This is a genomic window from Kineococcus siccus, assembly GCF_009906795.1.
GTDB lineage: Bacteria > Actinomycetota > Actinomycetes > Actinomycetales > Kineococcaceae > Kineococcus > Kineococcus siccus.
This window is the reverse complement of sequence record NZ_JAAALN010000089.1, coordinates 1-16,176: the sequence shown is the minus strand read 5'-3', so window position 1 is coordinate 16,176 and position 16,176 is coordinate 1. Positions and strand designations below refer to the sequence as shown.

16 protein-coding genes are annotated in these 16,176 nt (G+C 77.0%); 10 read left to right on the top strand and 6 right to left on the bottom strand.

Going from position 1 to position 16,176, the window contains the following annotated elements; all coding sequences use genetic code 11:
• Positions 1 to 37: 37 nt before the first annotated feature.
• From GTR02_RS11555 to GTR02_RS11535, 5 genes are all read left to right on the top strand, one after another.
• Positions 38 to 745 carry a FadR/GntR family transcriptional regulator gene (locus GTR02_RS11555; protein ID WP_166607648.1) on the top strand — a complete coding sequence of 236 codons (708 nt, stop codon included), beginning with the start codon at positions 38 to 40 and terminating at the stop codon, positions 743 to 745.
• Between the two features lie 68 nt (positions 746 to 813).
• Positions 814 to 1,413: a GNAT family N-acetyltransferase gene (locus GTR02_RS11550; RefSeq protein WP_205709085.1), complete on the top strand. Its 600-nt coding sequence runs from the start codon at positions 814 to 816 to the stop codon at positions 1,411 to 1,413.
• Between the two features lie 51 nt (positions 1,414 to 1,464).
• Positions 1,465 to 2,919, top strand: a complete 1,455-nt coding sequence (locus GTR02_RS11545; RefSeq protein ID WP_166607643.1) for a protein adenylyltransferase SelO family protein — start codon at positions 1,465 to 1,467, stop codon at positions 2,917 to 2,919.
• Positions 2,920 to 2,947: 28 nt separating this feature from the next.
• Entirely contained in the window at positions 2,948 to 3,922 is a 975-nt protein-coding gene (locus tag GTR02_RS23105; RefSeq protein WP_166607642.1) for a 2Fe-2S iron-sulfur cluster-binding protein, read from the top strand.
• A gap of 106 nt (positions 3,923 to 4,028) precedes the next feature.
• Positions 4,029 to 4,295: a hypothetical protein gene (locus GTR02_RS11535; protein ID WP_166607641.1), complete on the top strand. Its 267-nt coding sequence runs from the start codon at positions 4,029 to 4,031 to the stop codon at positions 4,293 to 4,295.
• Positions 4,296 to 4,313: 18 nt separating this feature from the next.
• Here the strand turns inward: GTR02_RS11535 and GTR02_RS11530 are convergent, their stop codons facing one another.
• On the bottom strand, positions 4,314 to 4,709 hold the full coding sequence (locus GTR02_RS11530; RefSeq protein WP_166607647.1) for a metalloregulator ArsR/SmtB family transcription factor: 396 nt from the start codon (positions 4,707 to 4,709) through the stop codon (positions 4,314 to 4,316).
• Between the two features lie 170 nt (positions 4,710 to 4,879).
• Here GTR02_RS11530 and arsB point away from each other — a divergent pair, with 170 nt between their 5' ends.
• Together arsB and GTR02_RS11520 are read left to right on the top strand one after the other, a co-directional pair.
• Positions 4,880 to 5,995: an ACR3 family arsenite efflux transporter gene (arsB, locus tag GTR02_RS11525; RefSeq protein ID WP_338073754.1), complete on the top strand. Its 1,116-nt coding sequence runs from the start codon at positions 4,880 to 4,882 to the stop codon at positions 5,993 to 5,995.
• Positions 5,992 to 6,420 carry an arsenate reductase/protein-tyrosine-phosphatase family protein gene (locus tag GTR02_RS11520; RefSeq protein ID WP_166607640.1) on the top strand — a complete coding sequence of 143 codons (429 nt, stop codon included), beginning with the start codon at positions 5,992 to 5,994 and terminating at the stop codon, positions 6,418 to 6,420. Before arsB ends, GTR02_RS11520 begins: the two co-directional genes overlap by 4 nt.
• Before the next feature lie 28 nt (positions 6,421 to 6,448).
• Here GTR02_RS11520 and GTR02_RS11515 read toward each other — a convergent pair whose 3' ends face one another.
• Both GTR02_RS11515 and GTR02_RS11510 read right to left on the bottom strand, forming a co-directional pair.
• Entirely contained in the window at positions 6,449 to 6,859 is a 411-nt protein-coding gene (locus tag GTR02_RS11515; protein WP_166607639.1) for a YciI family protein, read from the bottom strand.
• Between the two features lie 106 nt (positions 6,860 to 6,965).
• A complete protein-coding gene (locus GTR02_RS11510; RefSeq protein ID WP_166607638.1) occupies positions 6,966 to 8,585 on the bottom strand; it encodes a peptide chain release factor 3 in 1,620 nt (539 codons plus the stop codon).
• Positions 8,586 to 8,807: 222 nt separating this feature from the next.
• On the opposite strand from GTR02_RS11510, the gene GTR02_RS11505 reads away from it, so the two are divergent.
• Both GTR02_RS11505 and GTR02_RS11500 read left to right on the top strand, forming a co-directional pair.
• Positions 8,808 to 10,310: an FAD-dependent oxidoreductase gene (locus GTR02_RS11505; protein WP_166607637.1), complete on the top strand. Its 1,503-nt coding sequence runs from the start codon at positions 8,808 to 8,810 to the stop codon at positions 10,308 to 10,310.
• Between the two features lie 74 nt (positions 10,311 to 10,384).
• Positions 10,385 to 11,605: a glycosyltransferase gene (locus tag GTR02_RS11500; RefSeq protein ID WP_205709084.1), complete on the top strand. Its 1,221-nt coding sequence runs from the start codon at positions 10,385 to 10,387 to the stop codon at positions 11,603 to 11,605.
• Between the two features lie 18 nt (positions 11,606 to 11,623).
• Here GTR02_RS11500 and GTR02_RS11495 read toward each other — a convergent pair whose 3' ends face one another.
• From GTR02_RS11495 to GTR02_RS11485, 3 genes are read right to left on the bottom strand one after another with little or no spacing between them, the layout of a single operon-like run.
• Positions 11,624 to 13,294, bottom strand: coding sequence for an FAD-binding dehydrogenase (locus GTR02_RS11495; protein WP_166607635.1), 1,671 nt, complete (start codon positions 13,292 to 13,294; stop codon positions 11,624 to 11,626).
• Between the two features lie 19 nt (positions 13,295 to 13,313).
• Entirely contained in the window at positions 13,314 to 13,967 is a 654-nt protein-coding gene (locus tag GTR02_RS11490; RefSeq protein ID WP_205709086.1) for a LuxR C-terminal-related transcriptional regulator, read from the bottom strand.
• Between the two features lie 32 nt (positions 13,968 to 13,999).
• The gene (locus GTR02_RS11485; RefSeq protein ID WP_166607634.1) at positions 14,000 to 15,322 is read right to left on the bottom strand and encodes a PspC domain-containing protein; all 1,323 of its coding nucleotides are present in this window, start codon (positions 15,320 to 15,322) and stop codon (positions 14,000 to 14,002) included.
• Positions 15,323 to 15,447: 125 nt separating this feature from the next.
• On the opposite strand from GTR02_RS11485, the gene GTR02_RS11480 reads away from it, so the two are divergent.
• On the top strand, positions 15,448 to 15,843 hold the full coding sequence (locus GTR02_RS11480; protein WP_166607633.1) for a PspC domain-containing protein: 396 nt from the start codon (positions 15,448 to 15,450) through the stop codon (positions 15,841 to 15,843).
• Positions 15,844 to 16,176: the final 333 nt, after the last annotated feature.

The following is a 16,176-nucleotide window of genomic DNA, read 5'->3' as shown; positions in this document are numbered from 1 at the left end:
CCTCGACCCCGCACCCCCCGACGGGGCGCAGGCCGCGGTGTTCCGGCCCGTGCGGGCGGGCAACGCGTTCGAGGAGACGGTCGAGCGGCTCCTGCAGGCCGTCCGCCTCGGCGTCGTGCCCGCGGGGGAGCGGCTGCCCGCCGAGCGCGAGCTGGCGGCCCGGCTGGGGGTGAGCCGGGTGACGCTGCGCGAGGCGATCCGGTCGCTGGCCGGGGCGGGGCTCGTAGAGGTCCGCCGCGGCCGCGCGGGGGGCACCTTCGTGCTCGCCGACCGTGCGCCCCCGGGGGCCCCCGACCCCTTCGCCGCTGACCCCTTCGCCGCTGGGGCCGGCCCGGCCGCCCTGCGCGACGCGCTGCGGCTGCGGCGCGTCCTGGAGGTGGGGGCCGTCGAGCTGGCCGCGGAGCGCACCCTCGCGGCCGACGAGCGCGACGGCCTCCGGCACCGCCTCGAGGTCGCGACGGGGACGGCCCTCACCGAGCACCGCGCCGCCGACTCGCGTCTGCACCTGGCCCTGGCCGAGGCGGCCGGGTCCCCGTCGCTCGTGACGGCGGTCGCCGAGGTGCGGATGCGCGTCAACGCCTCCCTCGACCGCATCCCGTTCCTGCCCCCCAACCTCGAGAACTCGCACGCGCAGCACCGCGAGGTCGTCGCGGCCGTCCTGGCGGGGGACCCGGCGGCCGCGCGCGCCGCGATGCGCGACCACCTCGACGCGACCGCCGCCCTGCTCCGCGGTTTCCTCGGCTGAAGGGCTCCCAGCTGGTCGCTGCCCGCCACGGGTCGAACGGATCGGCGTGCTGCGGAACCATGTCGTCCGTGGACCTCGCGCCGTGGACCTCCGTGACCGACGCCACCGCCTACGGGAGGGCCCTCCTGGTGGGGGACCGGGTGCGCCTGCGCGCCCTGCACGAGGAGGACCTGCCTCAGCTCGACCGCTGGTGGCAGGACGAGGAGCTGATGGCCCTCCAGGCCGACGCCGTCCGCCCGCGCCCGCCGGGGTCGCAGACCGAGACGTTCAGGCGCTGGAGCGTCAACGACTCCAGCACCGCCGTGGGCTTCAGCGTGGTGGCTCGGGACGGCGGCGAGCTCGTCGGCCACGTGACGATGTGGGGAGCCGACGTGCGCACCCGCTGCGCCACCCTGGCGATCATCGTCGGGTCCGAGCACACCGGCCAGGGGTACGGGACCGGTGCGGTCCGCGTGGCGCTGCGCTACGCGTTCCAGGAGATGGGCCTGCACCGGGTGCAGCTGCAGGTGTGGGCCGCCAACGACCGTGCGCTGGCGACCTACGCCCGGGCGGGTTTCCGCGAGGAGGGCCGGCGCCGCGAGGTCTCCTTCCACGCCGGTCGCTGGCACGACGAGGTGCTGATGGCGGTGCTCGAGCACGAGTGGCGGGACCTCGCCACCGACCCGTGACCGGGCCGGGTCACCGTGCGACGAGGGCGGGCAGTCGTCACACTGGGACCCGTGAGCGTCGCCCCGTCCACGACCGTCTTGCTCGACCACCGCTTCGCCCGCGAGCTGCCCGAGATGGCGCTGCCGTGGCGCGCCGAGGAGGCGCCCGACCCCCGGCTGCTCGTCCTCGACGACGAGCTCGCCGCGGGGCTCGGGCTGGACCCGGCGTGGCTGCGCAGCCCCGAAGGCGTGCGGCTGCTGGTGGGCGCGGAGGTGCCGGCGGGGGCGCAGCCCGTCGCGCAGGCCTACTCCGGCCACCAGTTCGGCGGCTTCTCCCCGCGCTTGGGCGACGGGCGCGCGCTCCTGCTGGGCGAGCTCACCGCGCCCGACGGGACGCTCCGCGACCTGCACCTCAAGGGGTCCGGGCGCACCCCCTTCGCGCGCGCCGGCGACGGTCTCGCGGCGGTGGGGCCGATGCTGCGCGAGCACGTGATCAGCCAGGCGATGCACGCGCTGGGCGTCCCGACGACGCGCTCGCTGGGGGTCGTGGCCACCGGGCGCACGGTCCTGCGCGAGACCCCGCTGCCCGGGGCGGTCCTGGCCCGCGTCGCGGCCAGCCACCTGCGCGTCGGCAGCGTCCAGTACGCGCGGGCCACGCGGGACCCGGAGCTGCTGCGCCGGCTGGCCGACCACGCGATCCGCCGGCACCACCCGCAGGCGGCCGACGCCGAGCACCCGCACCTCGCGCTGTTCGAGGCCGTCGTGACCGCGCAGGCGCAGCTCGTGGCCCGCTGGATGCTCGTCGGGTTCGTCCACGGCGTGATGAACACCGACAACACGACCCTGTCGGGGGAGACCATCGACTACGGCCCGTGCGCCTTCCTCGACGCGTACGACCCGGCGACGGTCTACAGCTCCATCGACACCGGCGGCCGCTACGCCTACGGCAACCAGCCGCGAGTCCTGGAGTGGAACCTCGCCCGGCTCGCCGAGGCGATGCTGCCGCTGTTCGACGAGGACGAAGACCGGGCCGTGGAGCTCGCCGTCGCGGCGCTGGGCCGGTTCCGCCCGGAGTACGACGCGGCCTGGGCCGCGGGCGCGCGCGCGAAGCTGGGGCTCCGCCCCGACGCCGACGCGAGCCTCGGCGACGAGCTCGTGACCCTCCTCGAGGGCGCCCGCGCCGACCTGACGCAGACGTTCCGCGCCCTGGCCGTCGCGGCCCGTGGGGACGACGCGCCCGTGCGGGCGCTGCTCGGTGCGGCGCCCGCCGTCGGCGACTGGCTCGCCCGGTGGCTCGCCGCGGGCCCCGACGCCGACGCCATGGACCGGGTGAACCCCGTCGTCGTCCCGCGCAACCACCTCGTCGAGGAGGCGCTCACCGCCGCGACGGCCGGGGACCTCGCCCCGTTCGAGCGGCTGCTCGACGCCGTGCGCCGGCCCTTCGAGGCGCGGCCGGGCTTCGAGCGCTACGCGGCCCCCGCCCCGCCGGAGTTCGGGGCGTCCTACCGGACCTTCTGCGGCACCTGACCCCGCCCGCGTCGGGCAGGATGACGGGGTGATCGACGGGCTCCCGGGCGACCTGCGGCTCGTCGTGGCCGGGGTGCGCGCGCTGACGCCCGCCGTCCGCGAGCTCGACCTGCGCGACCCGGCGGGCGGGGAGCTGCCGCCGCACCCGGCGGGGTCCCACGTCACCCTGACGACCCCGGGCGGGCAGCGGCGCAGCTACAGCGTCACCAACCCGCCGGCCGAGCGGCACCGCTACGTCCTCGCCGTGCAGCGCGCCGAGCCCGGCCGGGGCGGTTCCGCGAGCCTCGCCGACGCCGTGCACCCCGGGAACGTCCTCAGCGTCGCCCCGCCCCGCAGCACGTTCGAGCTCGTCGACGCCGAGCGGTACCTGTTCGTGGCGGGCGGCATCGGGATCACGCCGCTGCGGGCGATGCTGCACGAGGTCCTCGCGCGCGGCCACCGCGACGCGACGCTCGTCTACCTGACCCGCGCGCCCGAGGCGACGGCCTACCGGGAGGAGCTGCTGGCCCTGGCCGCCGACGCGGAGACCGCGCACGTCGCCGTCGTGCTGCACCACAGCGCGACCGCGGGCCGGGCCGACCTGTGGCCGTGGCTGGAGCACCCCGACGACGGGCTGCACCTGTACGCGTGCGCGTCGAGCGGTCTGCTCGACGAGGTCCGCGCGCTCACGATGCACTGGCGGCCCAGCCGCGTCCACGTCGAGGACTTCGCGGGCGTCGCCCCGCTGCGCGCCGGCGGCCCGGCGTTCACGGCCGTGTGGGCGCCCACCGGCCGGCGCGTGGCGGTGCCCGCCGCGACGACCATGCTGGACGCCCTGGCGTCGGCGGGCGTGGACGTCCCCCGCTCGTGCGAGTCGGGCACCTGCGGGACGTGCCGGCTGTCCCTGCTGGCGGGGACGGTGGAGCACCGCGACCTCGTCCTGCGCCCCGCCGAGCGGGACACGTCGGTCCTGCCGTGCGTCTCGCGCGCGACGTCACCCGAGGTCACCGTCGGTCCTACCTGAGCGCGTGCGCTGCTCCTGCACGGCGTTTCGGCCCGCAGGGCGCGCGCGCGGGCACCCTCGCGGGCTACCGTCGGATCCCGGCGGTCGACGCTGCGGCCGGGTCCCGGTGTCCCTTCGCGCAGAGACGGTGGTCAACGTGCACCACGCCTACTCCTCGCTCACCGCCTACCTCGACCTCGACGCGTGCGCGCTCGTCGTCAGCGCCGACGACGGCCGGACGATCCAGCGCATCGACCTCGGTCCACCGCGCCCCCACGGCTACTACGAGCCCGCTCAGCTGGAGGCCGCGCTCGGCGAGGCCGACCTCCGCCTGGTGGGTCAGTGGATCCGCGACGGTGACGGCGGGGCCGTCGCCGACGTCCGGCAGCGCTGAGGCTCCCGCAGGGTCACCTCAGCCCGCCCCGCCGGGCGGCGCGGCCGTCGGCACGGTGAGCACGGCGGCCAGGGCGTTGAGCGCCTGCGGCACGAGGGCGAAGTAGGCCCACACCCCCCGCTTGTCGCGGGTCAGCAGGCCGGCCTCGACGAGGACCTTCAGGTGGTGGGACACCGTGGGCTGGCTCAGCCCCAGCGAGGCCACGAGGTCGCACGCGCACGCCTCGCCGCCCTCGTGGGCCGCCACGAGGGACAGCAGGCGCAACCGGGCCGGGTCCGCGAGGGCCTTCAGCGTCCGAGCCAGGTCGGAGGCCGCGCCGGCGCTCAGGGGCTCGCGGGTCAGCGGGGCGCAGCAGGCGGCGACCGCCTCCGGGCGGGCAGCGGCGGCAGCGGGCGGGGCGGGCGCGGTCGGGATGGCCACGGGGCCAGTGTGGCCCGGAGCATCGACCGCTGTCGATATTGACAGCTGTGGATGTCCGCTGCCATGGTCGCCGGGACGACCGCCGACCGTGAGGACCTGCCCCGCATGACGGACCCCCGCATGATCGACCCCAGCATGATCGGATCCACCTTGATCGATCCGGCGTGAGCGACCTGGTCGCCGAGGACGCCCGTGGCGGCACGGGGACGCCGGTCCTGGCGCGCCTGTCCCCGCTGGACCGGCTGCTGCCCGTCTGGATCCTCGCCGCCATGGCCCTCGGTCTCCTGCTCGGGCGGCTGCTGCCCGGTCTGGGCGAGGTCCTGCAGGCCGTGGAGGTGGGCTCGGTCAGCCTCCCCATCGCCGTCGGCCTGCTGCTGATGATGTACCCGGTGCTGGCGAAGGTCCGCTACGCCGAGACCGGCCGCGTCGCCGCCGACCGCCGGCTGATGGTCAGCTCGCTCGTCCTGAACTGGCTCGTCGGCCCCGCGCTGATGTTCGCCCTCGCCTGGTTGCTGCTGCCCGACCAGCCCGAGCACCGCGCGGGCCTGATCGTCGTCGGCCTGGCCCGCTGCATCGCGATGGTGCTCATCTGGAACGACCTCGCGTGCGGCGACCGCGAGGCCGCCGCCGTGCTCGTGGCGGTCAACTCGGTGTTCCAGGTCCTCGCCTTCGCCGCCCTCGGGTGGTTCTACCTCGAGGTGCTGCCGGGCTGGCTGGGGCTGCCGACCACGACGGCGGAGTTCTCCGTCGGGGCGGTCGTCGTCTCGGTCCTGGTGTTCCTGGGCGTCCCGCTCGTCGCGGGGTTCCTGACCCGCACGCTGGGGGAGCGGGCCCGGGGCCGCGCCTGGTACGAGGAGCGCTTCCTGCCCCGCATCGGCCCCGTCGCCCTCTACGGGCTGCTGTTCACGATCGTCGTGCTCTTCGCCCTGCAGGGCGACGCCATCACCTCGCAGCCCGGGGACGTCGCGCGGATCGCGCTGCCGCTGCTGGCCTACTTCGTGCTCATGTTCGGGGGGTCCTTCGTGCTGGGCCGGGTGATCGGCCTCGGCTACGCGAAGACGTCCACGCTGTCGTTCACCGCGGCGGGCAACAACTTCGAGCTCGCCATCGCGGTGGCGATCGGCACGTTCGGCGCCACCTCCGGTCAGGCCCTGGCCGGCGTGGTGGGGCCGCTGATCGAGGTGCCCGTCCTCGTCGGGTTCGTCTACGTCGCCCTCTGGGCCGGCCGGCGGTACTTCGCCGGCGACCCCACCGTCCCCGCCGCCCGGAGGAACCCGTGACCGAGCCCGGCCGCCGGCCCAGCGTCCTCTTCGTCTGCGTGCACAACGCGGGCCGCTCCCAGATGGCCGCGGGGTTCACGGCCGCCTTGTCCGGTGGGGCCGTCGAGGTCCGCTCGGCCGGCTCGCTGCCCGCGGAGCGGATCAACCCCGTGGCCGTCGAGGCCATGGCCGAGGTCGGCATCGACATCACCGCCGAGCAGCCGAAGGTCCTCACCCCCGAGGCCGTCCGGGCCTCCGACGTCGTCGTCACCATGGGCTGCGGCGACGCCTGCCCGTTCTACCCGGGCACGCGCTACGAGGACTGGGAGCTCACCGACCCCGCCGGGCAGGGCCTCGACGTCGTGCGGGGCGTGCGGGACGAGGTCCGCGTCCGCGTGCAGGCCCTGCTGGCCGAGCTGCTGCCGTCCGGGGACCCGACGGCCTGACGGGTGCAGCCCGGCGTCGGCGGGCACGTCACTCCGCGGTGGGCGGTTCGTCGCCCAGGAACGGCCGGAGCTCCAGCCACTCGTGCAACGGCTTCCCGCCGGCGCCGGGGGCCGCGGACAGCTCGCCCGCCAGCTCCAGCGCCCGCTCCCAGGAGTCGACGTCGATCGCCATCCAGCCCGCGACGAGGTCCTTCGCCTCGGCGAACGGGCCGTCGGTCACCGGGGGCCGGCCCGGGCCGTCGTGGCGGACGAAGGTCCCGGTGGGCGACAGGGCCTGGGCGCCGACGAACTCCCCGGACGCCTGCAGCCGCCGGGCGAAGTCGTCCATGTAGGCGAGGTGCGCGTCGACCTCCTCGGGCGTCCACGCGTCCATGCCCTCGACGGCGTTGGCGTGGGGCGCCGGGCCGCCGCGGTAGTGCTTCAGCATCAGGTACTTCACGGTCTGCCTCCTGGGTCTCGGCGGTCCATCGTGGCCGCACACGGGAGAGACGGAGCCGACCCGCCGTCCTCGACACGACGGCGGGGCCGTTCTCGGACGGGTTGCGTCAGAACGGTTCCGTCGCCGCCATCACGGGCAGCAGCTCGACGTCGGGGTGGCTGCGCTCGAAGCCGGCCAGGCGCCAGCGGTCGGTGAACAGGGCCAGGGCCTGCCCGTCGCTGCGCAGGACGACCTCGCTGCCGCGGTCGGCCTGCACGGTCGCGATGTCGCGCGCGTGGACCCGGCGCACCTCGGAGTAGGGCAGCGGGTCGATGCGCACCGGGGCGCGGAACTCGTTGGCCATGCGGTGGGCGGCGACCTCGTACTGCAGCGGACCGACCACGGCCAGGACGGGCTCGCCGTGGCCGCGCCGCTCGGAGTAGAGCACCTGCACGACGCCCTCGGCGTCCAGCGCCGCCAGGCCCGAGCGGAACTGCTTGGCGTGGCCGAGGTCCGTGGGCGCCGCGACGCTGAAGTGCTCGGGGGTGAAGGAGGGGATGGGCGGGAACGTCACCGAGGGGCCGGTGAACAGGGTGTCGCCGACGTTGACGTGGGCGGCGTTCACCATGCCGATGACGTCGCCCGGCCAGGCGGCGTCGAGGGTCTGGCGGTCCGCGCCGAAGACGGTCTGGACGTGCTTGAGGACGAGGGGCCGTCCCGTGCGGGCGTTGGTCACCGTCATGCCGCGCTCGAAGACCCCGGTGCGGACGCGGGCGAACGCGAGCCGGTCGCGGTGGGCCGGGTTCATGCCGGCCTGCACCTTGAACACCTGTGCGCTGAACGGGGCGTCGACGGGGCGCTCGCGCCCGGCGGTGTCGGTGGGCGGGCTCGGCGCGGGGGCCAGGTCGCCGAGGGCCTGCAGCAGCTGGCCGACCCCGACGTTGGCGACCGCGGCCGTGAACAGTACGGGCGTGCTCTCGTGGCGCAGGAACGAGGCCTCGTCGAGGTCCCCGCCCGTCGCCGACAGCAGGTCGCTCTCCTCGAGCGCCTGCCCCCAGGCGGACCCCTCCTCGCTCTCGGCCTCCGCGGGGCTCATCCGCTGCTCCTCGGCGAGGCTCGCCCCACCGGGGGTGCGCGTGAAGCGGAGGTAGTCGCCGGACGCGCGGTCCAGCAGGCCGCGGAAGTCCCCGGCGACGCCGACGGGCCAGTTCAGCGGCGTCGGGCGCAGCTTCGTGACCTCGGCGATCTCGTCGAGCAGCCCCAGCGCGTCCAGACCGGGGCGGTCCCACTTGTTGATCACGGTGATGACCGGGATGCGCCGTTGCTGGCAGACTTCGAAGAGCTTGCGCGTCTGGCGCTCCATGCCGTTGGCGGCGTCGACGAGCATGACGGCGACGTCGACCGCGGCCAGGACGCGGTAGGTGTCCTCGGAGAAGTCCGCGTGCCCCGGGGTGTCCAGGACGTTGAGCACCCGCCCGGCGTGGTGCAGCTGCAGGACCGCGGAGCTGATGGAGATGCCGCGCTGCTTCTCCATGTCCTGCCAGTCCGAGACCACGCCCGCGCGGCCGGCCTTGCCGTGCACGTGCCCCGCCTGCCGGATCGCGTGCGCGTGCAGGGCGAGCGCCTCCGTGAGCGTCGACTTGCCCGCGTCGGGGTGGCTGATGATCGCCAGCGTCCGGCGCCGGGCCGCCTCGGCCAGGACCTCGTCACCCGCCGGTGCGCCCGGGTGCACCGCGTCCGCGCTCACGCCACCCCCCGATCCTCGTGCTCGTCCCGCCCGCTGCCGGGGCCGGTGGGCCCCGGGACCAGGGTAGGTCCGGCCGCAGCGGTCTCCGTCCACCCGCGGGGCGTGCGTCAATGGGCGGGATCCGCGGCACCCCCCCGCGCCGCGGCCCGTCAGGAGGACTGTGGTGATCGTCTGGTGCGCTGACCCCGGCCGGCGCCGGCCGACCGTCGCGGAGGACCCGCGGTGAGGCTCCGCCGCGGCCCCTGGGACCTGCTCGTCGTCGGCGGCGGCACCGCGGGCCTCGTCGCGGCGCACACCGCGGCCGGCTTCGGCGCGCGCGTCCTGCTCGTCGAGCGCGCGCGCACCGGGGGCGACTGCCTCTGGACGGGGTGCGTGCCGTCCAAGGCCCTCGTCGCCGCGGCGGGGCGGACCGCCGCGCTCGCCCGGCCCGCGCACCTCGGGGTCCGCGGCGCCGTCCTGCGGTCGCCCGGTGGGCTGCCCGCCGTGGCGGGGCACTGGCGCGCCGCGATCACGACGATCGAGCCGCACGACTCCCCGGACGCCCTGCGCGCGGCGGGAGCCGAGGTGCTCACGGGCGAGCTGACGTTCACGGGCCCGGCGAGCGCTGTCGTCGACGGCCGGGAGGTGCGGTTCCACCACGCGCTCGTCGCGACGGGAGCCCGTCCCGCGACGCCGGACCTGCCGGGGCTCGCCGCCGCCGGCCCGCTGACCAGCGAGACGGTCTGGGACGCCCTGGAGCGCCTCGACGAGGTGCCGCGGCGCCTCGTCGTGCTCGGCGGCGGACCCGTCGGTTGCGAGCTGGCGCAGGCGCTCGCGCGGCTCGGCAGCCGCGTCACCGTCGTGCAGTCCGGGGACCGGCTGCTCGCCCGCGAGGACCCCGACGCCGCCGACCGCGTGCGCGCCGCCCTGGCGGCCGACGGCGTCGAGGTCCGCACCGGGACCCGCGCCGAGGCCGTCGACCCCGCGGCCGGGGGCGGCGGGACGGTGCGGCTCTCCGACGGCGCCCGGGTCCCCTTCGACCGGCTGCTGGTGGCGCTGGGCCGCGTGCCGCGGACCGCCGAGCTCGGCCTGGACCGCGCCGGCGTGGACCTCGACGCGCGCGGCCACGTCCGGGTCGACGCCTGCCTGCGCACCAGCAACCCGCGGGTCTGGGCCGCCGGTGACGTCACGGAGCACCCGGCGTTCACGCACGTCGCGGGCGTGCACGGGTCGCTGGCCGCCGCCAACGCCGTGCTCGGCCTGCGCCGCACCACCAGCCCCGTCGTGCCGCGCGTCACCTTCACCTCGCCCGAGGTGGCCGCGGTGGGCGTGCCGACGGGGGCGCCGCTGCGCCCGGGCCTGCGGGCCGTGACCGTCGAGCACGACGACCTCGACCGGGCCGTCACCGAGGACGACCGGACGGGGTTCACGCGCCTCGTGCTCGACCGCCGCTCCCGGGTCGTCGGGGCCACCGTCGTCGGGCCGCGCGCCGGCGAGAGCCTGGCGGAGGTGACGCTCGCGATCAGCCGGGGGCTGCGGACCCGGGACCTCGCCGCCGTCACGCACCCGTACCCCACCTGGGGCGACGGCGTCTGGAACGCGGCCGTCGCCGACGTCCGGCGCGGCCTGGCCCGCCCACCGGTGGCCGGGGCCCTGCACGCCCTGGTCCGCGTGCGCCGCGCGTGGCGCTCGGTGCGACCGCCGTCACCGCCCGGGTCCCTACCCTCACGTGAGGGGAGCGTCTAGGTTGGCCCTGCGCTCGCGGAGGCGACGCCACGCCGGCCCGTCCGGCGCGTGCGATGTTCGGGACTGGAGGCAGGGTGACGGTCGAGAACGCCGTGGACCGGCTGAGCCTGGCGGAGCGGTCCGAGCTCACCGTCGTCAGCGCCGCGCCCCCACCGCGGGAGGAGCCCTGGCGGCTGCGGGTGCTGGTGCTCGCCCTCGGCTGGGACCGGCCCGGAGGGCTCAACCGCTACGTGCAGGGACTGCACGAGGCCGTCTCCCGCGACGGGGGCGCGGTGCGCACGCTCGTCCTCGGGCCCGCGGAGTCCGCGCCCGCCGGGGTCACCGCGGCCGCCGCGGACACCGCGTCGCTGCCGGTGCGACTGCGCGCGTTCGCCCGGCAGGCCCGTCGCTTCGGGCGCGGGGCCGACGTGGTCGACGTCCACTTCGCGCTGCTGTCCTTCGGCCCCGTCGTCCTGGGCGCGCTGCGCGGCAAGCCGCTCGTCGTGCACTTCCACGGGCCGTGGGCGGAGGAGAGCCTCGAGGCGGGGGAGTCCCGGCGCGCCGTCCTGCGCGCGAAGCACCGCCTGGAGCGCGCGGTGTACGCCCGGGCGCACCGCCTCGTGGTCCTCTCCGACGCCTTCGCCGACCTGCTCGTGCGCGAGTACGGCGTCGACCGCGCCCGCGTGCGCGTCGTCCCGCCCGGGGTGGACCTCGACGCCTTCAGCCCGGGCCGCAGCCCCGCGCGCCGGCGGCTGGGCCTCGCGCCGGACCGCCGCGTCGTGTTCACGGCCCGCCGCCTGGTGTCGCGGATGGGGCTCGACGTGCTGCTGGCGGCCTGGCAGTCGGTGGAGCGCCGGCCCGACGACCTGCTGCTCATCGCGGGTGAGGGGCCGGAGGACACCGCGCTCGCAGGGATCGTCGAGCAGGCCGGCCTCGGGGAGTCGGTCCGCCTGCTCGGCCGGATCGACGAGGACGACCTCGTCGCCCACTTCCGGGCCGCGGACGTGTGCGTCATGCCGTCGCTCGCGCTGGAGGGCTTCGGCCTGACCGCGGTGGAGGCCCTGGCGTGCGGGACCCCGGTCGTGGTCACCGACGTCGGGGGGCTGCCGGACGTCGTCCGCGACCTCGACCCCTCGCTCACCGTGCCCCCGGGCGATCCCGGCGCGCTCGCCGCGCGCCTGTCGTCGGCGCTCGCGGGCCGCGTCCCGGACGCCACGGCGTGCCGGCGGCACGCCGAGACCTTCTCGTGGCACCGCGCGGCCGAGACGCACCGCCGCCTGTACGCGGAGGCCGTCGAGGAGGCCGGCGCCCGCTGAGGGCGGGCGCGGGGAGCGTCAGCCGCGCAGCGCGTCGCGGACCGCGCGGCCCGCCTGCCGGCCGGAGAACAGGCACCCGCCCAGGAAGGTCCCCTCGAGCGAGCGGTAGCCGTGCGCGCCCCCGCCGCCGAACCCCGCCACCTCGCCCGCGGCGTACAGCCCCGGCACCGGGTCGCCGTCGGCGCCGAGCACGCGGCCGGACAGGTCGGTCTGCAGCCCGCCGAGGGTCTTGCGCGTGACGACGTGCAGCCGGACCGCGATGAGGGGGCCCGCGGCGGGGTCGAGGACCCGGTGCGGCGCGGCGGTCCGCGCCAGCCGCTCGGTGAGGGAGCGCCGGGAGTTCCGGATCGCGCTGACCTGCGCGTCCTTCGTGACCGGGTTGGCGATCTGGCGGTCGCGCGCCTCGACCTGCCGCTGCAGCTCCGCGAGGTCCACGAGGTCCTCGCCCGTGACCGCGTTCATGCCCGCGACGAGCTCGCGCAGCGTGCGGGCGACGACGAAGTCCTCTCCCCGCTGCAGGAACGCCGCGACGGGCGGGGCGGCGCCGGGCCGCACGCGGCCGAGCGTCAGCCGCAGGTCCTTGCCCGTGATGTCGGGGTTCTGCTCCGACCCCGACAGCACGAACTCCTTCTCGACGATCCGCTGGTTCAGCACGAACCACGAGTGGTCGTGGCCGGACCGGGTGATGGTCTCCAGCGTGGTCAGCGTGTCGGCTCCGGGGAAGTTCGGGGCGGCCAGCCGGCGGCCGCGGGCGTCGAACCACAGCGACGACGGACCGGGGATGATGCGGATCCCGTGCCGCGCCCAGACCGGCGCGAAGTTCGTGACCCCCTCCGTGTAGTGCCACATGCGGTCGGAGTTCACGAGGCGGCCGCCCGCCTCCGCGGTGATGGCCAGCATCCGCCCGTCGACGTGCTCGGGGACCCCGGACAGCATGCGGCGCGGCGGAACTCCCAGCCGCGCCGGCCAGTTCGCCCGCACCAGGTCGTGGTTCGCCCCGATCCCGCCCGACGTCACCACCACGACCGGCGCGTGCAGCGAGAACTCCCCGACCTCGGCGCGCGACGTGGCGACCCCGCGGGCCGCGGAACTGGGTTCGAGCACGGCGCCCCGGACCCCGTCGACCGCACCGGCCGTCCTCGTCAGCGCGTCGACGCGGTGGCGGAACGCGAACGTCACCAGGCCCCGGGCGGCGGCCTCGCGCACGCGGCGCTCGAAGGGCGCGACGACGCCCGGGCCCGTGCCCCAGGTCAGGTGGAAGCGGGGCACCGAGTTCCCGTGCCCGTCGGCGAGCTGGCCGCCGCGCTCCGCCCAGCCGACCAGCGGTACCCACCGCACGCCCTGGGCGTGCAGCCAGGCGCGCTTCTCCCCCGCCGCGAACGCGACGTAGGCCTCCGCCCAGCGGCGGCCCCAGTGGTCCTCGCCGCGCGGGTCGTCGACGTCGCGGTCGAAGCCCGCGGTGTCCAGCCAGTCCTGCCGCGCGAGCTCGTGGGAGTCCCGGATGCCGAGGCGCCGCTGCTCCGGGGTGTCGACGAGGAACAGGCCGCCGAGGGACCAGGAGGCCTGGCCGCCCAGGTTCGACGCGGGCTCCTGGTCCAGCAGCAGCACGCGCCGGCCGGCGTCGGTCAGCTCCGCCGTGGCCACCAGCCCGGCGAGCCCCGCCCCCACCACGATGACGTCGGCGTCCACGGTCGGTCCCCTCCCGGGCTCAGAGCAGCCGCCGGGCCGCGGCCCAGCGCGTGAGTTCGTGCCGGCTGGACAGCTGCAGCTTGCGCAGCACCGCCGAGACGTGGGTCTCGACGGTCTTCACGGAGATGAACAGCTCCTTCGCGACCTCCTTGTAGGCGTAGCCGCGCGCGATGAGCCGCATCACCTCGCGCTCGCGGGCGGAGAGCCGGTCGAGCTCGTCGTCGGCGGCCGCGACCTCCCCCGTCATGGCGCCGAACGCGTCGAGCACGAAGCCCGCGAGCCGCGGGGAGAACACCGCGTCGCCGTCGGCGACCCGCCGCACCGCGTCGGCGAGCTCCGTGCCACCGATGCTCTTGGTCACGTAACCCCGTGCACCGCGGCGGATCACGGCGATGACGTCGTCGGCCGCGTCGGAGACGCTGAGGGCCAGGAACCGCACGGCCCCCTCCCCGGTCAGCAGGTCGGCGCACCGCGCGAGCACCTCGGCGCCCCCGGACCCCGCGCCGGGGGCGGGGGCGTCGCCGTCGCCCAGCGGGAGGTGCACGTCCAGCAGCACGACGTCGGGCCGGAACCGCCGGACGGCGTCGACGGCCCCCGCGACGTCGGCCGCCTCGCCGACGACCTCGAGGTCCGGCGCCGCGGAGAGCTCCGTGCGCACGCCGACGCGGACCATCCGGTGGTCGTCGACGACCAGGACGCGCACGCTCACCGGGCCCCTCCCGCCGCCGCGGCCGGGGGCAGCCGCAGCACGACCTCGGTGCCGCCGTCGGCGGGGCAGCGCAGGACGGCGGTGCCCCCGGCCCGCTGCATCCGGCCGATGATCGACTCGCGCACCCCGAGGCGGTCCTGCGGGACGGCGTCGAGGTCGAACCCCGGTCCACGGTCGCGCACGAACACCTCCAGCGCACCGGACATCGACTCGGCGTACAGCGAGACGGCCCCGCCGCCGTGCCGGCCCGCGTTCAGCAGGGCCTCGCGGGCGGCCTGCGCGAGCGCCGTGGCCGCCCGGTCCAGCGCGCGCGTGTCCAGGTCGCCCACCAGGACGACGTCCACCGCGACGCCCGTGGCGTCCTCGGCCTCGGCGGCGGCCGTGCGCAGCGCGGCGCCGATCGTGCCCGCGGTGTCGCCGTGGTCGCCGTAGAGCCAGCGCCGCAGGTCGCGCTCCTGCGCGCGGGCCAGCCGGGCCACCTCGCCCGCGTCGGAGCTGCGCTTCTGGATGAGCGCCAGCGTCTGCAGGACGGAGTCGTGCACGTGCGCGGCGAGCTCCGCGCGTTCCTGCTCGCGGGCCAGCGCGGCCCGCTCGTTCCCCAGGTCGGACCACAGCCGCACCGCCCAGGGCGCCAGCACGAGCCCGATGCCGACCAGCAGCGCGAGGCCGGCCAGCGTCGCGCGGCCCACGGCGGTGACGTCACCGACGACCAGGAGCAGCACGACGCCCGCGACCACCAGGGAGACGCCGGCCGCGACCCGCAGCGCCGCGACGCGCCCCGACCCCGCCCCCGCGCCGGCCACCAGGCGGGCGCGACGGGTGGCGTCCAGCTGGCTCCACGCGAGCACCAGCCCGGCGCCGACGATGAGCAGCGGCAGCAGGATCCGGCTGGACACGCTGACGCCCCCGACCCGGAGCGCGGTCACGGCGCCCAGCAGCACCAGAGCCGTGCCCAGGAGGGTGTCGCGGTGCTCGAGCACCCACGCGGACGGGTCGGCCCGCCGCCCGCCGCGCGGACCGTCCGCGCGCACGTCGCGCTCGTCCGGGACCAGCAGCCAGAACGCGGCGTAGAGGACGACGCCCGCCCCGGCCAGCAGCGCCAGCGCGACGAACGCCGTCCGGACGCGCGAGACGGGCAGACCCAGGTGCGTGGCGAGGCCGGCGGTGACCCCCGCGGCGCGGCGGCCGTCGGCCGGGCGGACGAACGGCGGCCGGCCCGCGGCCGTCCCGGTGGCCGGGCCCGCAGCCGTCCCGGCACCCGTCCCCGTGGTCCCGGCGGCGGGCTCGGCCGCGGCGCGGTGGTCGGTGGGCGTGCTCACGCAGCCGATCGTGGCACGGCGACAGTCGGGGCGGGGGCGGTCGGGGAGCGGGTCAGGGACGGACCAGGGTCGGCTCAGGGCCCTCCCCGGTGCCCGGGCGGCCCCGCCGCGGGCACGGTGGGGACATGCCCACCGACGACACCTCCTCCGCCTCCTCCTCCGGCCCGTCCGCCGCCACCGCGGACCGCTTCTTCGCCGCCGTCCGCGCCTGGGGCGCGGTCCGCCCGGTCGAGCCCGGTCAGCGCCGCTGGCTCGCCGGGGTCTGCGGCGCCCTGGCGACCCGCTGGAACGCCGACCCCCTGCTCGTGCGGGGCGGCTTCGTGCTGCTGACCCTGCTCGGCGGCGTCGGGCTGGCCCTCTACGGCCTCGCCTGGGCGCTGCTGCCCGACGCCCGCGGCCGCCTCGAGGCCGAGTCGGCCGTGCGCGGCGACGTGTCGGCCGCGCTCGTGCTGGCGACGGCCCTCGTCGTGGTCGACCTCGTCGCGGGGCACGGCCTCCTGGGTCTCGACCTGCAGCTCTGACGGCCCCTCTGCCTGACGCCCCTCTGCCCGGAGGGGCAACGGCGTGGAACCCGCTCACCGCTCGCCGTAGGATCACCCCCGCCGGCCATTCGGGCCGGCGTCGGGACCAGGACGGGGGGAGCGAGCGGATGCGCAGCACCGCCGCGGGGAGCGAGGTGGCCGTGCCGGCCTGCCCGACGCCCTCCCGGACCCGCGTCCGGCGCCCCTGACCTCCAGTCCCCGCACGTCCACCGCCCCCGGGCGCTGACGTGCGCGCCGGAGCCGGGCGCAGCCGGTGCGGTGTCGTCCCCGCCCCCGCTGCCGGCCCGGTGTCCCGCTCCCGCGGTGCCTCAC

Coding starts and splice junctions, on each gene's coding strand:
- GTR02_RS11490 (WP_205709086.1), bottom strand. CDS start 13,967: ATGGTCCGCGTCGGCGTGCGCACGGAGCTCTCCGCGGCGCCGGACCTC.
- GTR02_RS11480 (WP_166607633.1), top strand. CDS start 15,448: ATGCCCACCGACGACACCTCCTCCGCCTCCTCCTCCGGCCCGTCCGCC.